A 15722-nucleotide genomic window follows, 5' to 3' on the forward strand; every position below is an offset into this window, starting at 1 on the left:
CTTGGAAAATACGCCGTATTTTCAGAAAGCTGTCAGGCGTTCCTAAGTCCTGATCTCACCGATTGCACTTTTTGCACCCACTAATTTCCGAGTGCAAAACGCCCGGTCAGCGGCTCATCAGCTCGGTCGCCAGCTCGGCGGTCAGATAGCCGTCGGCGATGCGGCCGTTGGCGGCCTGCCAGCGCTTCAGGGCGGCGCGGGTGTTGGCCCCGACCACCCCGTCGACGCCGCCGGTGTCATAGCCCATCCGCGTCAGGGCGGCCTGGGCGCCGATCCGCTGGTCGCGCGACATCGGGGCGTCGGTCGGCCAGCTGGCCACGAGGCCCGGCTTGCCCGCCACCCCGTCCGCCGTCAGGCCGATGGCCAGGGCGTAGGAGACCGAGTTGTTGTAGCGGCGGATCACGAAGTGGTTGGGCAGGCCGATGAACGCCGGGCCGCGCGCGCCTTGCGGCAACAGTAGGGTCGCGTTCTCGGCGGCCTCGGCGTCGGACATCGATCCCCCGCGCGCCAGGGTCACCCCCTGCTGGCGCCAGAAGCTCCACGGCCGCGACGGGCCGTCCGCCAGCGAGTAGTCGAAGCCCTGCGGGATCACGACCTCATAGCCCCAGGCCTGACCGCGCTTCCATCCGGCCTGGGCCAGCAGGTTGGCGGCGGAGGCCAGGGCGTCGACGTCGGTGCCCCAGATGTCGACCTTGCCGTCGTCGTTCTGGTCGACGCCGAGGCGCAGATAGTTGTCGGGCATGAACTGGGTCTGGCCCATGGCCCCGGCCCAGCTGCCGGTCAGGCCGGCGCGGCTGCGGCGGCCGTCGATGACGATGTCCAGGGCGTCGCGCAGCTGGCCCTCGGCCCAGTCGCGGCGGCGGCCCTCATACGCGAGGGTGGCCAGCGACCGGATCACGTCCTTGTTGCCCTGGACCTGGCCGAAGCTGGATTCCTGGGCCCAGATCGAGACCAGGATCTCGGCCGGGACGCCGAAGCGCTGGGTCACGCTCCACGGCACGATGTCCACCTTGCGGCGGGCCTCGGCGACGCGGGCGGACGAGACGGCGTTGGCGACATAGGCGCCGGCGGGGCGGCTGAACTCGGGCTGGTTGCCGTCCAGGCGGATGACCTCCTGATCGGGCGTCAGACCCGCCAGCTGCTGCTCATAGGCCGCGCGGCGGGCGCCGCCCATCCGGTTCAGGAAGCCCTGCTTCCAGCCCTCGAAGCCCGGCTGGTCATAGACCGGCTGCGTCGGCTGGGGCGCGGGCCGGGGCGGCTGGATTTGGGGCTGCGGCTGGGGCTCCGGCCGGGCAGGGGGCAGCACCGTCTCAGCGGGCGGCAGCATGGGGGCGCAGGCCGCGACGGACAGGAACAGCAGGAGGCGGGCGGAAAGGCGCATGGGGGACAGGCTAGGGCTCCGGACGGCGTTCAGGCAATCACAAGCGCGCGAGACCGGCGAGCGTTGCAGTTCAGCGTCATTGTGCCGCCAACAGGGTGAACAGGCCGTTCACCGCGTTCGTTCGCCAAATCCCAACGCGCCTGCGACATTCTGTCCTCCACCCTGATGCGGCCTGGTGGCGGAGGGGCTACGCGATGGGCCCGCAAGCCCATAGACCCTCCGTTCGACTCGGAGGCCAGGCCTCCATTCTTTTGGCGCTAACGCTCGCCGCGCGGCGGCTCGCTGCTTGAGCCCGGGCCTGCTATTGGCTCCTCGAAGAACCTGTCCATATCCGTCGCCCGGCGGTTGACTTCGGCCTCTCGAATCTCTACATGCACCGCTCCGCCGCAGGTTCGCCCCGCGGCTCTTTTATTTTTGATTTGCCTCAGGACGTCCGACCATGAAGGTCCGTAGCTCGCTCAAGTCGCTCAAGACCCGTCACCGCGACTGCAAGGTCGTGCGCCGCAAGGGCGTCGTCTTCGTGATCAACAAGACCGACCCGCGCTTCAAGGCGAAGCAGGGCTAAGCAGGCGCTTACGGCGCCCGCGAGCTGATCGCGGACGCCTAAGTTTCTGAAATGTCTTGACTATCGAGGGCTGTGGGCAATCTGTCCGCAGCCTTTTTCGTGTTCGTGGTTGAGCCTGCCGCGCCGACGTGGTTAGCGTCTCGCCTCTTCCAGTCCGCCTTCCTCCGGAGTGCCTCCCCATGACCGACGCCGCCGCTTCCTTCGACAGCTCGGACGTCCTGACCTCGGCGGCCCAGGGCCGTCTGCGTTCGATCATCGAGCGGATCGAGCGACTGGAAGAGGACAAGGCCGCGATCATGGCCGACCAGAAGGAGGTCTTCGCCGAGGCCAAGGGCGAGGGCTACGACGTCAAGATCCTGCGCAAGGTCATCCGCATCCGTAAGCAGGACAAGGCCAAGCGCCAGGAAGAGGACGCCATCCTGGACCTCTACCTCTCCGCCCTCGGCGAGATCTGAACCTGAAGCGGACGCCCATAGCGGGCGGTCCGAAAGCCTCCTCTGGAGGCATGAAGCGCTCGACCGGGCTCAAGCAATGGTCGGGCTTCAAAGCGAAGACAGACAAGCCCGCCAGCCCCTTCGAGGCCGAGCGCGAGGCCGCGCGCCGCAAGGCCCTGAACGCCCTCAAGCGCGCCAAACGCGCGGCCGACAAGGCCGGCATCCCCCTGTCCGACTGGGAGGGAGAGTTCATCGAGGGCGTCTCCGACCGCATCAGGACCTATGGCCGGGCCTTCGGCGATCCCGAGAAGGGCGCGCCCGGTCAGGCCCTCTCGGCCATGCAGGGCCGCAAGCTGAAGGAGATCACGGCCAAGGCCAACGGCGAGGAGCCGAAGCGCCGCTGGGGCCGCAGGAAGCCGCCCGAGGGCGCCCCCGAATGAAAGAGGCCGGCGGAGCGATCCACCGGCCTCTTCCGTCTTCAGGCGCGTCGGGGGTTAGAACAGCACCTTGCGGTAGCTGAGCCGGATGACCCGGCCCGTCGGGTCCAGGTAGTCGGGCTGGTAGTTGACCGGCAGCTGGGTCGCCGAGGTCGTGACCTCGGTGCGGCTGTCGAAGATGTTGTCGAAGCCCAGGCTGATCCGGGCGCCGGTCAGCAGCCAGGGGGCCTTCTTCACCCACTCGGGGCGCTGGTTCATGTCGACGAACATGTTCAGCCCGACGGTGGTCTGGCCCGAGAAGTCCAGGTCCGAGCCGGTCGAGCCGCCGTCGACGTGGGTGCCCTCGCGCCAGTTGGCGTTGACGAAGGCGCCGAAGCCGTTGCGGAAGGCGCCGCCCTGGATCTGGATCTCCTGCTTGGGCGTGCCGCCGCGCGAGCTGGTTGCGCCGCCGTTCAGCTGGTCGATGACCGGCAGGCCGTCGGCGATCAGGATCTCATCCTGGAAGCGCCAGGTGTGGTAGATCGAGAAGTTGAAGATGCCCTGGCCGGGCTGCATCGGCGCGCCGCCGCGACCGCCGCCGCCGCCCGGTCCGCCCATGCGCATCTGCATGCCGCCGCCGGGAGGCGGGCCGCCCGCGCCGCCGCCGCCGCCGCCGGGACGCGGACCGCCGCCCATCATCATCATGCCCTGACGGCCCGCCGCCGCCGGGTTCGGCTTGCCGAAGGGCTTGGAGAAGTTGAAGCCGGTGCGCAGGTCCTGCCGCTCGGTCTTGGCGTAGTTCAGCGGGCGGGCGTCGATCGAGACCAGCGTGCCCGAGCCGTCGCGCACGAAGCGGCCGGGCAGGGCCGCCTCCAGCGCCGGAGTGATGGTCGGGAAGGTCGAGATGGCGTCGTCCGTCCGGCTCCAGGTGTAGTTGGAGCTGAAGTTGAAGTTGACGCTCTGGAACGGGGTCAGGTTGAAGCCCAGCTTGACCACCTGGCGCTGGTCCGCGCCCAGGTTGCGGTTGCCGCCGGTGATCTGGGTGACGTTGACCGTCTGGCCGGTGTTGAAGTCGTAGACCGGCACGTTCGGGGTGGCGATGACCGGGTCGTTGACCTGGTTGATGGTCGGGGCGCCCTGTTCGTCGGTGTAGCTGACGACGAAGCCGACCTTGCTGGTGGGGGCCCAGTTCACGCCGCCGCCGATCGAGGTCAGGCCGCCGAAGTCGGACAGGTCGTCGTAGCCGGCGTTGAAGTTGAGCGACAGGTCGCCGAACTTCTGCAGGAACTCGCGCCGGGTGCTGGTCAGGGGCAGGCTGACGTTGAGGCTGCCGTAGACGCGGTCGCGCTGCAGCGAGCTCTCGGTGTGGACGCCCGAGCGGTCCGACTCGGAGTCGAGGGTGCGGGTGTCCAGGCCGAACTTGACCGTCGACTGCAGGTTGCCGGCCGGACCTTCCCAGACCTTGCCGGTCAGGGTCGATTCCAGATTGCCGCCGCTGGAGACGGAGTGGGCGGTGTCGCTGCGCTCGCGCAGGACCGAGGCGGGCAGGACGCCGAACGGATTGACCGACGGGTCGTTGGCGTTGAGCGCCGCCTGCACCGGCAGCGGGTCATAGCCCCGGCCGGTCGTGGTGTCGGTCTCAGTCCGGTCGTAGGTGGCGGTGACGGTGTAGCGCCACTCGCTCAGATAGCCGTCGACCAGCAGGGCCGCCTTGCCCGTCAGGGTGTCGTTGTTGCGCAGCATCGAGCCCGGATCGGCGAGATAGCGGGTCAGGCGGGTGTCCGTGGCGCTGGTCGAATACGGGTTGCCGGCGGGCAGGGTGAGCGCAAGCGACGGCAGGCCGCCGTAGCCGTTGGTGGACGAGTCCTCCAGGCTGAAGCTGCCGGTGGCCTTGGTGGTGGAGTTCAGGTCGTGGGCCAGGGAGCCGCGCAGCGTCGTCCGGTCGCCGCGCGACTGAAGCGTGCGATAGGCCGACAGGTCGTCTGCCGTGGCCGGGGCGCCGGTCGGGCCATAGGTGTTGGCCGGGACGTCGCGGACGATGTCGCGCTCGCTCTCGAACAGGGCGGTGTCGTGCTGCTGCTCGATGTCGAAGTTCCAGCGGTCGCCGGTCTTGATGGTGAAGACGTTGCCGTCGACCTCGGCGGTCGTGCGGCCGCCCTGGGTCGGGCCGCGGCCCTGGAGGGTGGCGGTCGCCTGACGGAACTGCTGCTTCAGGACGAAGTTCACCACCCGCTGGTCGGCGCTGTAGCCATAGGTCAGGGCGACCTCTTCGGGCAGGATCTCGGTGCGTTCGATGGCCTCGACCGGGATGCCCTGGATCTCCTGGAAGCCGGAGATGCGGCGGCCGTTCAGCAGCAGGACCGGGCCGGCGTTCGAGCGGCCGCGGCTGGAGGTGGTCAGGGGCTCGAGCCGCTGCAGCAGCTCGGCGATGTTGCTGGCGCCGTAGGCCTTGATCTCTTCGGCGCTCAGGGTGACGTCGGGCGGGATATCGCCCTGAACGCTGCCGCGCGGCTTCACGCCCGTGACGGTGACGGTGCCAAGATCGTAGGCATCGGCCGAGGCCGTACCGCGCGGCAGGCCTTCGTCTTCCTGCTCCTCGGGCGGAGTGGGGGCCGGGGTCTGCTGCGGCGCGGGCGTCGCGGCGGGGGCGGGCGTGGGCGCCGTCTGGATCGCGCCCGAGGCAAGCGCGGACAGAATGGCGACAGCGATCGTCATGGATGGTCTTCCGGAATCAACAGTGGCGTGGCGGCGTCTGCGACCGGCGGTGGAGCGTCTGCGCGCCCCTTCAACCCCCGGCCATGCGCCGTGTCATGGGCCTCTAACGCACGCCCCCGCGACCTCCGTCGGGCGGACGCGTTAAATTTCAGACAGATTCCGGCAAAGCCGTGAAATGTTGCCCCGAAACGACAGGCGCGAGGGTCGGTCGCCCCAGCTTGGCCGTGAGCAGAACAGGCCCTAGCCGACTTCCTTCAGCGCGCCTTCCAGCCCCTGCTCGCGGACCTTGCGGTACAGGGTCGAGCGGCCGATGCCGAGGCGGCGGGCGATCTCGGACATATGGCCTGCATAGACCTCGATGGCGTGCTGGATGAGGTCGCGCTCGATGTCCTCGAGCGTGCGCAGATGGCCGCGGTCGTCGAGGATGCGGATCGGCTGGTCGGGCAGCGGCGGCAACTCGACCGACAGGCCGTCATGGGCCTCGCCGCCGGCGACCGGGGCCGGGACGCCTTCCGCCTGGGCCAGGGGCATGGCGACGCCCGAGATGGCCGGGAAGTCGTGCGGCTGCAGATAGGGGGCGTCGGCCAGAACCAGGGCGCGATAGACGCTGTTCTCCAGCTGGCGGACGTTGCCGGGCCAGTCGAAGGCGCTGAGCAGGGCCATGGTCTCGGCCGAGGCGCCGGCGACGCGCTTGCCCTCCTCGGCGTTGAAGCGGCCGATGAAGTGGTCGACCAGGGCCGGGATGTCCTCGCGGCGTTCGCGCAGGGCCGGAGCCTCGATCGGGAAGACGTTCAGGCGGTAGTAGAGGTCCTCGCGGAAGGCGCCTTCCCTGACCTGCTGGGCCGGGTCGCGATTGGTCGCCGAGACGATGCGGACGTCGACCTTGACCGAGCGCTTGGCGCCGACCGGGTCGACCTCGCCCTCCTGCAGGGCGCGCAGCAGCTTGACCTGCATGTCCAGCGGCAGTTCGCCGATCTCGTCGAGGAACAGGGTGCCGCCGTTGGCCTCCTGGAACTTGCCGAGGTGCTTGTCGTGGGCGCCGGTGAAGGCGCCCTTCTCGTGACCGAACAGGATCGACTCGACCAGATTGGCGGGCAGGGCGCCGCAGTTGACGGCGACGAAGGGCTTGCCGGCCCGGTCCGAGGCGCCGTGCAGGGCGCGGGCGATGACCTCTTTACCGACGCCGCTCTCGCCGGTGATCAGGACCGGAATGGAGGACTTGGCCGCGCGGGCGCCGAAGGCCTTGACCAGACGCATGGGCGGGCTGTCGCCGACCAGGTCGTCGAAGGAGGTGCGGCCCGCGACGTGCTTCTTCAGACGGCCGACCTCGCGGGTCAGCTGGGTCATCTGCAGGGCGTTGCGGATGCCGACCAGGATGCGTTCCGGGCTGGCGGGTTTGATGAAGAAGTCCTGGGCCCCGGCCTGCATGGCCTTGACCACGGTGTCGATGCCGCCGTTGGCCGTCAGGACGATGACCGGGGTGGTGACACCCGCCGTGCGGATTTCGGCCAGGGCCTCCATGCCGCTCACGCCCGGCATGACCATGTCCAGCAGCACGACGTCCGCGCCGCCGCCCTTGGTCAGGCGATCGATGGCCTCGCCGCCGTTCTCGGCGTGGACGACGGCATAGCCCTCGCGATCCAGAACCGCCTGAACGAGGCGGCGCTGGGTCGGATCGTCATCGACCACCAGAACGGTCTTGGCCATGGGGAGCACACCTTCGTCATCACCGTGAAGGCCGCGGCGTCTTGAAGCGCCACTGACCCGTTTCGGGACGTTTCTACGCCCGATGCGGTGAAGATCGGGTTGGTGGGCGTGGTGTGCGGGAGGTTAACGGCCGGCGGCCATGAGCTCGCGACACGTGTCGTTGGGCGCGAGGCCGGACGTGAAGCGTCCGCCGGTCGAAAGGTCGGGCCACGCCGCTGGGCGAGGTTGCAGGATGCCCGACTTGAGCGCCTGGCGTCCGTCCATCCGGGTTTCGCCTTCACAACGAAGGACCGGATAGTCCCCGATCTCGGACCAGCCGCCCCCCGGTGTGGCTGCGTAGAGGGTGATGTTGAATTTGGTGGCCAGCAGGATTTCGGGCTTGCCGTCAGCGTTGAGGTCCCACTGCGTCGCCACGCAGTCGCCAGCGTCCGGACAGTCGCGCAGCCTTCCCATCCCCGCAAAGGGTCTGGCGAAGTCGGCGGGCAGGGCGCGGCCGGAAGGCCAGGCTTCGACGATCGGAGTGAACAGGAGCGGCTGGACCTCGTCGAGTTCGTACCGGGTGTCGGCAGCGGCGGCGGTACGGGCCCGGCTCGAGATTGCTGCGTCCGACGATTGGGTCAGGGCCGCCAGAGCTTTCTCTCCGGCCTTGCCGCTGTCGAAGCGCAGGAAGCGGTAGTCGAACTTGTCCGGCGACACCTTGCCGGCCTCCAGCCGCTTCACCTGATCCGCCACCGACAGCCGGGCCGGGTCGGCGAGGGGGCTGAACAGGGCGAGGATGACGGCGACGGCGAGGACTCCCGAGGCCAGGTTGGTCGCCTCCAGCGCATTCATCCAGCCCGAGCCCTTGCGGATCAGGGGCACGACGGCGGCCAGGCCGTACCCCACGGCATAGACCGCGCCGACGAGGGCGCAGGCGGCGGCGATGATCCGGTCCGGCGTCAGGCCGTACTGGCCGATCCGCAGCATCAGGCCCCAGACGGCCAGCACGATCAGGGGCGTCAGCAGGATCGAGGCGACCTGCACCGCGAGGCGCAGCACCAGCGGCGGCCGGTTGTCAGCGCGGCCGTCCTGATAGGCGGTGTTGATCAGGACGATCAGGGCGGCGGCCGAGGCCAGAAGCAGGGCGGTGGCGCTGCCGGTGTCCCACAGGCCTTTGAGACCCGTGAAGGGCAGGGCGGCGAGGAAGCCCGCCGCCAGCACCGTCATGACCAGCAGCAGCCAGGACAGCAGCATCAGGGCCACGGCCCGCACGCCCCGGATCAGGCCGTCGCGAACGTCGGTCAGCTGGACCGCCGTGGCGAAGGCGAGGCCGGTCATGGGAAAGGCGAACCAGCTCTCGCGGATCAGGTCGCCGAGGAAGTTGAGGCCGATGACCCTGAACAGGGCCGCCCCAAGGAACAGCAGCAGCCAGAAGGCGCCCGCGAAGCCGATCGACAGGGCCAGCTGGACGCCGGCCATCCAGGCCGCGTCGAAATAGGCGGGGTAGGGGGCGACCAGTCTGCGCTCCCGGTCGGCGGGCACGATCAGATGGTGGGTGATGAACAGGGCCACAGCCGTAAAGGCCAGGAAGACCGGCGACAGGACGGTGTCGTCCAGCTTCACGCCCTGACGGTCGATGTCGTGGAAGGCCAGGGACGCCATGACGGCCCCGGCGATCCCGCCCCAGACGATCAGGGTGACGGGCCTCAGCCGCCCGACGCCCGCGAGCAGCACCACGGGCAGGAAGGCGAAGACGAGGAACAGGCAGCCGAACAGCCAGGGATCGGTCGCCGGCCAGACCGGCGGATGGCGATACTCATTGGGCCAGGACCGCGTCAGCCACCACAGGGCCACGCCCTGCAGAAGGCCGATCGCCAACCGGACGGCGGCCGTGGCGCGCCGGTCGCCCTCGCGCGCCAGCCCGGACCGGCCCGAGGCGGCGTGATCGTCGTGGCTGATGGTCATGGTTGTCTCCCCGACCCATCTGAACCGAAAGCTGCGCCGTTGGGAAGCTCAGTCCGGATACCGGGCCTTGATGGCCTTGTACGAGACCTCTGCCAGTTCGCGCAGGACATCCGTGTCCACGTCCGACAGCCGCTTCACATAGATGCAGCCGCCCTCGGTCTTGTGCTTGCCCAGACGCGGCAGCAGGGCGTCGCGGGCCTCTCCGGCGTGCAGATAGAGGACCAGATGCGGCTTCCGTGGCGAGAAGGCGATGGCCGGGGCGTCGCCCTGGCGGCCGCTGTCGTAGACGTAGTGGTACGCGCCGAAGCCGACGATCGACGGGCCCCAGAGCGTCGCGGGCTGGCCCGTGGCCTCGGCGAACAGGGCGGCGACGACCTCGGCGTCCGCGCGGCGCGTGGGGTCGGGGACGGCGGCGATGAAGTCGGCGACGCTGACGTCGGTGGGCTTGGTCTTCGCTTCGGCGGCCATGATCGCTCCCCTTCGCGGGGACGATAACACGGTTCAGGCGGCGGCGACCTTGGGTTTGGTCCAGCGGTCAATCAGTCGCTGGGCGGGGCGTTCGACGAGGTGGTGGGCCAGAACCGCCAGGCCGACGATGCCGACGAAGACGGCCAGGGCGAACAGGTCGTTCAGCCAGACCGAGCCGAAGTCGATGCGCCGTCCGTTGGGCATCCAGTGGAGCTTGCGCGCGATGATCAGCATCACCGTCAGCACGAACATATGGACCATGTAGATGGCGAAGGACCAGCGGCCGAAGGTGACCAGTACGGGCAGGTCCAGCAGGCGCGAGACCTTGCCTTCCTCGCCCGCGAAGACCCAGACGACGCCGATGAAGACCAGGGTCACCGCCACCGTCACCGGCCCCTCGGCCCAGGCGACGAACAGGCAGCACAGGGCGACGGTCGCGACCTCCAGCACCGTCGCCGCGCCCGCCTTCAGGCGCGGGATCCGGGTCCACAGGCCCTGCAGCAGGCAGCCGAGGAAGAAGCCGTAGACCGCGCGCGGCACGGCGAAGTCATAGGTGGTGTTCATCCAGCGCCGGGCGTGGGTGACCACGATGATCCCGCCGATGACGGCCAGCACCGCGCCGATCCAGCGGAACCGCTTCGGCGAAACCAGCACCAGAACCGCGAAGATCAGATAGCAGGCGACTTCGGCGCTCAGCGTCCAGGCCGGGCCGTTCCAGGTCAGATAGGGGTGCACATGCCAGGCCTGGATCAGCAGCAGATTGGTCCAGATGGCCTCGATGGAGCGGTCGCGCGTGAACGGCGTGGCGCTGTCGAAATGGAACCAGAGGCGGCACAACTCCAGCCCGATGAAACAGGCCAGCATCAGGACGTGCAGCGGCCAGACGCGCCCGAGGCGGCGCACCATGAACCGGCCTGCGTCGCGCGGCGTCTTCAGCCGTCCGGCATAGGCGTGGGCGATGACGAAGCCCGACAGGACGAAGAAGTAGTCGACGAACAGATAGCCGTGCTGGATCAGGGGCCAGTCGCGCCAGTGGCTGGCGATCGGCATGTGAAACATGAACACCAGCACGGCGCAGACGCCCCTGAGGGAGTCCAGAGCCTCGAACCGATGTGCGCCCGCCGTTTTCACAGCGGCGTGATAACGGGTCCGTGAGGTCCGCGATAGGGGGCGCCGCTCAGGCGGCTGTGGGGGCTTTGGCGCCCAGTCTTTCGATCAGATGGTCGCCGATCCTCAGCGCATTGGCGACCACCGTCAGGGTCGGGTTTATGGCGTTGGCGGAACAGAAGAAACTGGTGTCCACGACATAGAGGTTGTCGACCTCGTGGGCCTTGCAGTTCACGTCCAGCGCCGAGGTCGCCGGGTCGGTCCCGAACCGCGCCGTGCCGCACTGGTGCGCCGTGCCGTAGAGCGGCAGCAGGCTGTCGAACTGGAAGTGATGCTGGGAGATCGGATGGGCGTGGTCGACGAAGCCGTCCAGCGAGGCCTTCAGCGTCTTCACCAGCCGCTCGTGACCCTCGAGGTTGCCGAACGTGTAGCTGAGGTTCACCCGGCCGTCGGGGCCGACCGTGACCCGGTTGTCCGGCATGGGGAGGTCCTCGGAGATGACGAGCATCGACAGCATCCGCTCGGCCGCCGCGCCGGACAGGGCGTCGGGGACCAGGGCGGGGGGCAGCCAGTCCTCGATCTGGCCCTCCAGCGTCTGGCCGGACATGTATTCCAGCAGCTGGATATGGCCCATGGGGAAGTCGTAGCCGCCCGCGGGATCGCCGAAATAGAAGTCGTTGACCGCCAGGGTCTTGGGGAAGGTCACCGTCTGGTGCGCCGCGGTCAACGAGACCATGGCGGTCGAGTTGTGGAACATATAGTTCCGCCCGACCTGATCGGAGCCGTTGGCCAGACCGTTCGGATGGGCGGCGTTGGCGGATTGCAGCAGGATGACCGCCGTGGGCGCCGCGCCCGCCGCCAGGGCTACGATGTCGCCGCTCCAGCGCTCTTCGCCCTCGGCCGTCTCGCAGACGACCTCGGTGATCGTCTTGCCCGTGGCGTCGGTCTCCAGCCGCAGCACCTTGCGGCCGGTCAGCAGCGTGACGTTGGGCAGGCCCATGATCGGCTCGATCGCCAGGGTCCGCGCGTCGCATTTGGCGCGCAGCAGACAGGGATAGCCGCCGCAGGTCTTGCACTTGATGCAGGTCGAGGTGACCGGATGGGCCTGATCCAGCTTGACCCCCAGCGGCAGGGAGAAGGGCTTCCAGCCCTGCATCTCCCAATGGCCTTTCAGCGCCGCGACGCCGGGGTCGTGGTGCACGGCCGGATACGCATAGGGCGGTTCATTCCCCGCCTCGGTCGGATCGTCGCCGCGATGGCCGTGGACCTGCCACAGGGTTTCGGCTTCGGCATAGTAGGGCGCCAGATCGTCGAGGGTGATCGGCCAGGCGGGGGAGACGCCGCCCGCGTGCTGGACGACCTCGAAGTCCCGCTTGCGCATCCGCATCAGGGCCGCGCCGTAGAAGGTGGTGTTGCCCCCGACCCAGTAGTGGGTGTTCGGAATGAAGGGGTGGCCGTGCTTGTCGTACCAGTGGTCCTTCGTGCGGTAGCGGCGCTCGATGAAGACAGCCTTGGGGCTCCAGTTCTCGGCCTCGCGCGGCAGGTGTTCGCCGCGTTCCAGGATCAGGATGGACTTGCCGGTCGGGGCCAGCCTCTGGGCCAGGGTCGCGCCGCCCGCGCCCGAACCGATGATGACGACGTCGAAGCGGGAGGTCATGTGCGGCGTCTCAGTCGGCGGCCAGATGATATTTGGCCGAGCCCTGCCGCAGGGCCCAACGCACGAGGCCCTGCGGCAGGGCGCGCATCAGGGCGGCGGCCAGGGCGTTGTACCAGCCGGGCACGACGATGACCTTGCGCCGGTCATTGGCCTTGAGCGCCGCCTCGACCACCTGTTCGGGCGTCAGGAACAGCCGCCGCGGGGCCTCGGCCATGACCACGTCGGTGCCGTTGGCGGCCGCGAAGCCGGTGGAGACGAAGCCCGGGCTGACGGCTGTGACGCATAGCCCCTTGTCGCGGTACTCGGCGTCCAGCGCCTGACAGAAGCTCATCATCAGGCTCTTGGCCCCCGGATAGAGGGTGTGGCCCGCCACGCCGGGCGCGAAGCCGGCCAGTGAGGCCGTGGCGATGATCCGCCCGCCGCCGCGCTCGACCATGCCCGGGATGACGCCGTGGGCCAGACCGCAGGCGTTGACGACGAGGGTCATCAGAAAGTCCTTCTGGGCCTTCCACGGCACGGCGGCGAAGCTCTGGGGGATGGAATAGCCGGCGTTGTTGATCAGGACGTCGACGTGGCGGCCCATGGCGTGGACCGCGTCCAGCACCCGATCGCAGGCGCCGAGTTCCGACAGATCCATCGTCAGGACGTGGGCCTCGACCGCATGGTCGCGGGTGATCCTGGCCGCCAGATCCTGCAGCCGATCGGCGCGGCGGGCGACGAGGACGACGTCATGGTCCCGCTCGGCCAGGGCGCAGGCGAAGGCCTCGCCGATCCCCGACGACGCCCCCGTGATTAATGCCAGAGGCCTGCGGTTCAGGGCGTCTTCGAGGGACATCAGGCGGGCTCCGGCGCGATCGCATCAGGAGGGCGATTCGACTGTGTCCGCACGGTGGCGCGGTTCAGCCCGGTTGCCACCCCTGCGGGGCCATCTCGAACCCCTCGAACTCGAAGCCTGGGGCGACCGTGCAGCCGACCAGGGTCCAGGCGCCGAGGGACTTGGCTGCTTGCCAGGCGCCGGTCGGGACCACGGCCTGGGGCTGCTCGCCCGCCTTGAAGTCGTTGCCCAGCTTCACCAGTCGCCGCATCCCGCCCGACGCGATCTCCAGCGCCAGCGGCGCGCCTTCGTAGAAGTGCCACAGCTCGGCCGCGTCGACGGAATGCCAGTGTGACTGCTCGCCCTCGGCCAGCAGATAATAGATCGCCGTCCCGACCGAACGCCCGTCCACCTCGCGCGGATCGCGGAAGGTCTCACGATAGTGCCCGCCCTCCGGATGGGGCTGGAGTTCGAGCATGGCGATGACTTCGGCGGCGGTGAGCATGGGGGTTGAATAGCCGAGTCGCGGGGTTCAGGCCCGGAACTTCCGCCCGCGCGGCTCGGCGACCAGCTGGTGCTCGTCCTGCCAGACGATCAGGCCGGGATCGCGGGTGGTCAGGACCTCCACGTGGATACCGCAGGCCTCGAGCGCCAGCTTCAACTGATGCATCCGGCGGATGTGTTCCTCCGCCGCCGGCTCGAACCACGACAGACCGGGCTGCCCAAAGCCCTTGTGTCCGCCGGCGGAGAAGGCCTTGGGAATGGCGAGATTGGCGTTGAACCAGCCCGTGAGCGTGCGCGCCTCGGTGATCGCCCAGCCCGGCGCGTGCTCGCTCTCCATCGCGTCTTCGACGGCCTTGAACAGGCCCAGGCGGCTCCGCTGGCGGCCCACGGTCTGGAAACAGACGAAGCGGATGTAGGTGCGTGCGGTGAGGCTCATCGTCGCGTCATGTCGATGACCATGGCCTCTGTGGCACCCGGCACGGGAGCCGGCGCCACCTCGACCCATTCCCGGGCGAACAGGGCGCCGATGCGGGGCGCGTCGGCCGGGTCCAGCCGGTCTTCCATCTGCTCGACGCAGCGGTCGTCGATGCTCTTCGAGCGGCGGTTGCCGTGGTGAACCAGGAAGATGTCGAGGTTTTCGGCGAAGTCGAGGCCTGCCCGTGTCGCGCCCGGATTGGCGGCTCGGGAGGTCAGGGCCTGCAACTCCAGCTCCCGTCCATCGTGGAACCAGACCCAGAGCGACGGGTTCGCCCGGCCCTTGCTTCCGATCCAGCAGGCCGCGGTCATGCCGGCGGCGTTGTCGACGCGGTAGAGGACGTCCGCCTCGCCCCATCGGTCCGAGGTGACGCGGATGTCGTGGGCCCGGACCTCGATGCGCGAGCGGCCGCCCATGAACAGCAGCCCGAGCGTAATCGTGGCGAAGACCGCCCAGACGATCACGATCGTCCGGTTCGACTTGCCGACGGAGAAGCACCAGGCCGGGATAAGAAAGGTCAGGAAGACGGCGCAGATCCCGTACCAGAACCAATGCCCCGCGATCGGCCACCAACCCAGAACGTCGGCGCGCCCGATCACCCAGGGCCAGGCGAACAGGCGCATCACCCAGGACTTCCATGAGAAGGCCAGCCCGATCATCACGACTGAAGCCGGCATGAGAAGAAGGCGCTGCGCCGTCGACAACTCGTCGTTCGGGGATAGGGAGGCCGGGCTGCGGCTCATGGCGCGCTCACAACCTCCACCGCCGCCCGGTGCCCGGCCTCCGCGGTCGTGGCGGGGAGGGGCAGGTTCAGGAAGGTCCAGATCTGGTCGTAGAGGCCGTCGCGGGTCAGGGTGGCGTGGTTGGAGCCGACCATCTTCACCAACCGCCGGGGCGTGTGGGCGAGATCGTAGAGGGCGCGGCCCTGTTCGAAGGGAATGACCTTGTCGGCGCTTCCGTGGACGATCAGCAGGGGGATGGAGACGCGGTCGATGATGTCGCGCGACCGGTACTGGTCCAGCATCAGCCAGCGCACCGGCAGGAAGGGCCAGGCCTTCGCCGCGATGTCGGCGGTGGAGGTATAGGGCGCCTCCAGGATCAGCGCGCGGGCCGGACGCTCGATGGCCAGCCGCGTCGCGACGCCAGTGCCGAGCGAGAAACCGTGGATGACGATGTCGCGCGCCGGCGTCGTCCGGGCCAGCCAGTCCCAGGCGGCGCGCGCGTCGGTGTGCAGGCCCTTCTCCGAGGGCTTGCCGGTCGAGCCGTCATGGCCGCGATAGCCTACGGCGAGGAAGCCGACGCCCTCGTCCGCCATGCGCCGCCAGCGCCCGCTCTGGAACGACAGCCCGCCGCCCTGACCGCCGAGGAACAGGATCGTCGGCCGCCCCGGCTTCGGCGCCAGGAACCAGGCGACCAGCCGCTCGTGATCGGGGGTGTCGATGTGCACGACCTGGATCGGTGGGCCGTCGGCCTCGGGCGTCGGACTGCCGTGGATGATAGGGTAGAGCATCTCCCGCTGGGTGAAGAAGACGACT

The 15722-nt window shown here is 68.9% G+C and carries 15 protein-coding genes; 3 read left to right on the forward strand and 12 right to left on the reverse strand.

The features are described 5' to 3' along the window. Positions 1-106: 106 nt before the first annotated feature. Complete coding sequence (locus ACW172_RS15685; protein WP_492032369.1) at positions 107-1381, reverse strand: lytic murein transglycosylase; 1275 nt, start codon at positions 1379-1381, stop codon at positions 107-109. Between the two features lie 439 nt (positions 1382-1820). On the opposite strand from ACW172_RS15685, the gene ykgO reads away from it, so the two are divergent. From ykgO to ACW172_RS15700, 3 genes are all read left to right on the forward strand, one after another. Further along, on the forward strand, positions 1821-1946 hold the full coding sequence (ykgO, locus tag ACW172_RS15690; RefSeq protein WP_008263184.1) for a type B 50S ribosomal protein L36: 126 nt from the start codon (positions 1821-1823) through the stop codon (positions 1944-1946). A gap of 179 nt (positions 1947-2125) precedes the next feature. After that, the gene (gene gapR / locus ACW172_RS15695) at positions 2126-2401 is read left to right on the forward strand and encodes a nucleoid-associated protein GapR (protein ID WP_492032370.1); all 276 of its coding nucleotides are present in this window, start codon (positions 2126-2128) and stop codon (positions 2399-2401) included. 50 nt (positions 2402-2451) lie between these two features. Then, positions 2452-2820: a hypothetical protein gene (locus tag ACW172_RS15700; RefSeq protein WP_492032371.1), complete on the forward strand. Its 369-nt coding sequence runs from the start codon at positions 2452-2454 to the stop codon at positions 2818-2820. Positions 2821-2874: 54 nt separating this feature from the next. Here the strand turns inward: ACW172_RS15700 and ACW172_RS15705 are convergent, their stop codons facing one another. From ACW172_RS15705 to ACW172_RS15755, 11 genes are all read right to left on the reverse strand, one after another. Further along, positions 2875-5511, reverse strand: coding sequence for a TonB-dependent receptor plug domain-containing protein (locus ACW172_RS15705; RefSeq protein ID WP_492032372.1), 2637 nt, complete (start codon positions 5509-5511; stop codon positions 2875-2877). Between the two features lie 240 nt (positions 5512-5751). Then, positions 5752-7218 carry a sigma-54-dependent transcriptional regulator gene (locus ACW172_RS15710; protein WP_492032373.1) on the reverse strand — a complete coding sequence of 489 codons (1467 nt, stop codon included), beginning with the start codon at positions 7216-7218 and terminating at the stop codon, positions 5752-5754. A gap of 123 nt (positions 7219-7341) precedes the next feature. Further along, positions 7342-9162, reverse strand: coding sequence for a DUF4153 domain-containing protein (locus tag ACW172_RS15715; protein ID WP_492032374.1), 1821 nt, complete (start codon positions 9160-9162; stop codon positions 7342-7344). Between the two features lie 48 nt (positions 9163-9210). Further along, positions 9211-9630 (reverse strand): DUF1801 domain-containing protein, encoded by a 420-nt coding sequence (locus ACW172_RS15720; protein WP_492032375.1) that lies wholly within the window; start codon positions 9628-9630, stop codon positions 9211-9213. 33 nt (positions 9631-9663) lie between these two features. Beyond that, the gene (locus tag ACW172_RS15725) at positions 9664-10701 is read right to left on the reverse strand and encodes an acyltransferase family protein (RefSeq protein ID WP_492032376.1); all 1038 of its coding nucleotides are present in this window, start codon (positions 10699-10701) and stop codon (positions 9664-9666) included. Between the two features lie 106 nt (positions 10702-10807). Continuing rightward, complete coding sequence (locus ACW172_RS15730) at positions 10808-12394, reverse strand: GMC oxidoreductase (protein ID WP_492032377.1); 1587 nt, start codon at positions 12392-12394, stop codon at positions 10808-10810. 10 nt (positions 12395-12404) lie between these two features. Continuing rightward, positions 12405-13229: an SDR family NAD(P)-dependent oxidoreductase gene (locus ACW172_RS15735; RefSeq protein WP_492032378.1), complete on the reverse strand. Its 825-nt coding sequence runs from the start codon at positions 13227-13229 to the stop codon at positions 12405-12407. 64 nt (positions 13230-13293) lie between these two features. Further along, positions 13294-13713, reverse strand: coding sequence for a cupin domain-containing protein (locus ACW172_RS15740; RefSeq protein WP_492032379.1), 420 nt, complete (start codon positions 13711-13713; stop codon positions 13294-13296). A gap of 27 nt (positions 13714-13740) precedes the next feature. Beyond that, entirely contained in the window at positions 13741-14148 is a 408-nt protein-coding gene (locus ACW172_RS15745; protein WP_492032380.1) for a hypothetical protein, read from the reverse strand. Continuing rightward, positions 14145-14864 (reverse strand): hypothetical protein, encoded by a 720-nt coding sequence (locus ACW172_RS15750; RefSeq protein ID WP_492032381.1) that lies wholly within the window; start codon positions 14862-14864, stop codon positions 14145-14147. Before ACW172_RS15750 ends, ACW172_RS15745 begins: the two co-directional genes overlap by 4 nt. A gap of 62 nt (positions 14865-14926) precedes the next feature. After that, entirely contained in the window at positions 14927-15697 is a 771-nt protein-coding gene (locus ACW172_RS15755; RefSeq protein ID WP_492032382.1) for an alpha/beta hydrolase, read from the reverse strand. Positions 15698-15722 lie beyond the last annotated feature (25 nt).

It is taken from the genome of Brevundimonas sp. ALps5 (assembly GCF_058681645.1).

Coding starts and splice junctions, on each gene's coding strand:
- ACW172_RS15685 (WP_492032369.1), bottom strand. CDS start 1,381: ATGCGCCTTTCCGCCCGCCTCCTGCTGTTCCTGTCCGTCGCGGCCTGC.
- ACW172_RS15750 (WP_492032381.1), bottom strand. CDS start 14,864: ATGCCGGCTTCAGTCGTGATGATCGGGCTGGCCTTCTCATGGAAGTCC.
- ACW172_RS15700 (WP_492032371.1), top strand. CDS start 2,452: ATGAAGCGCTCGACCGGGCTCAAGCAATGGTCGGGCTTCAAAGCGAAG.
- ACW172_RS15740 (WP_492032379.1), bottom strand. CDS start 13,713: ATGCTCACCGCCGCCGAAGTCATCGCCATGCTCGAACTCCAGCCCCAT.
- ACW172_RS15745 (WP_492032380.1), bottom strand. CDS start 14,148: ATGAGCCTCACCGCACGCACCTACATCCGCTTCGTCTGTTTCCAGACC.
- ACW172_RS15710 (WP_492032373.1), bottom strand. CDS start 7,218: ATGGCCAAGACCGTTCTGGTGGTCGATGACGATCCGACCCAGCGCCGC.
- ACW172_RS15735 (WP_492032378.1), bottom strand. CDS start 13,229: ATGTCCCTCGAAGACGCCCTGAACCGCAGGCCTCTGGCATTAATCACG.
- ACW172_RS15755 (WP_492032382.1), bottom strand. CDS start 15,697: ATGCTCTACCCTATCATCCACGGCAGTCCGACGCCCGAGGCCGACGGC.
- gapR (WP_492032370.1), top strand. CDS start 2,126: ATGACCGACGCCGCCGCTTCCTTCGACAGCTCGGACGTCCTGACCTCG.
- ACW172_RS15720 (WP_492032375.1), bottom strand. CDS start 9,630: ATGGCCGCCGAAGCGAAGACCAAGCCCACCGACGTCAGCGTCGCCGAC.
- ACW172_RS15730 (WP_492032377.1), bottom strand. CDS start 12,394: ATGACCTCCCGCTTCGACGTCGTCATCATCGGTTCGGGCGCGGGCGGC.
- ACW172_RS15705 (WP_492032372.1), bottom strand. CDS start 5,511: ATGACGATCGCTGTCGCCATTCTGTCCGCGCTTGCCTCGGGCGCGATC.
- ACW172_RS15715 (WP_492032374.1), bottom strand. CDS start 9,162: ATGACCATCAGCCACGACGATCACGCCGCCTCGGGCCGGTCCGGGCTG.
- ykgO (WP_008263184.1), top strand. CDS start 1,821: ATGAAGGTCCGTAGCTCGCTCAAGTCGCTCAAGACCCGTCACCGCGAC.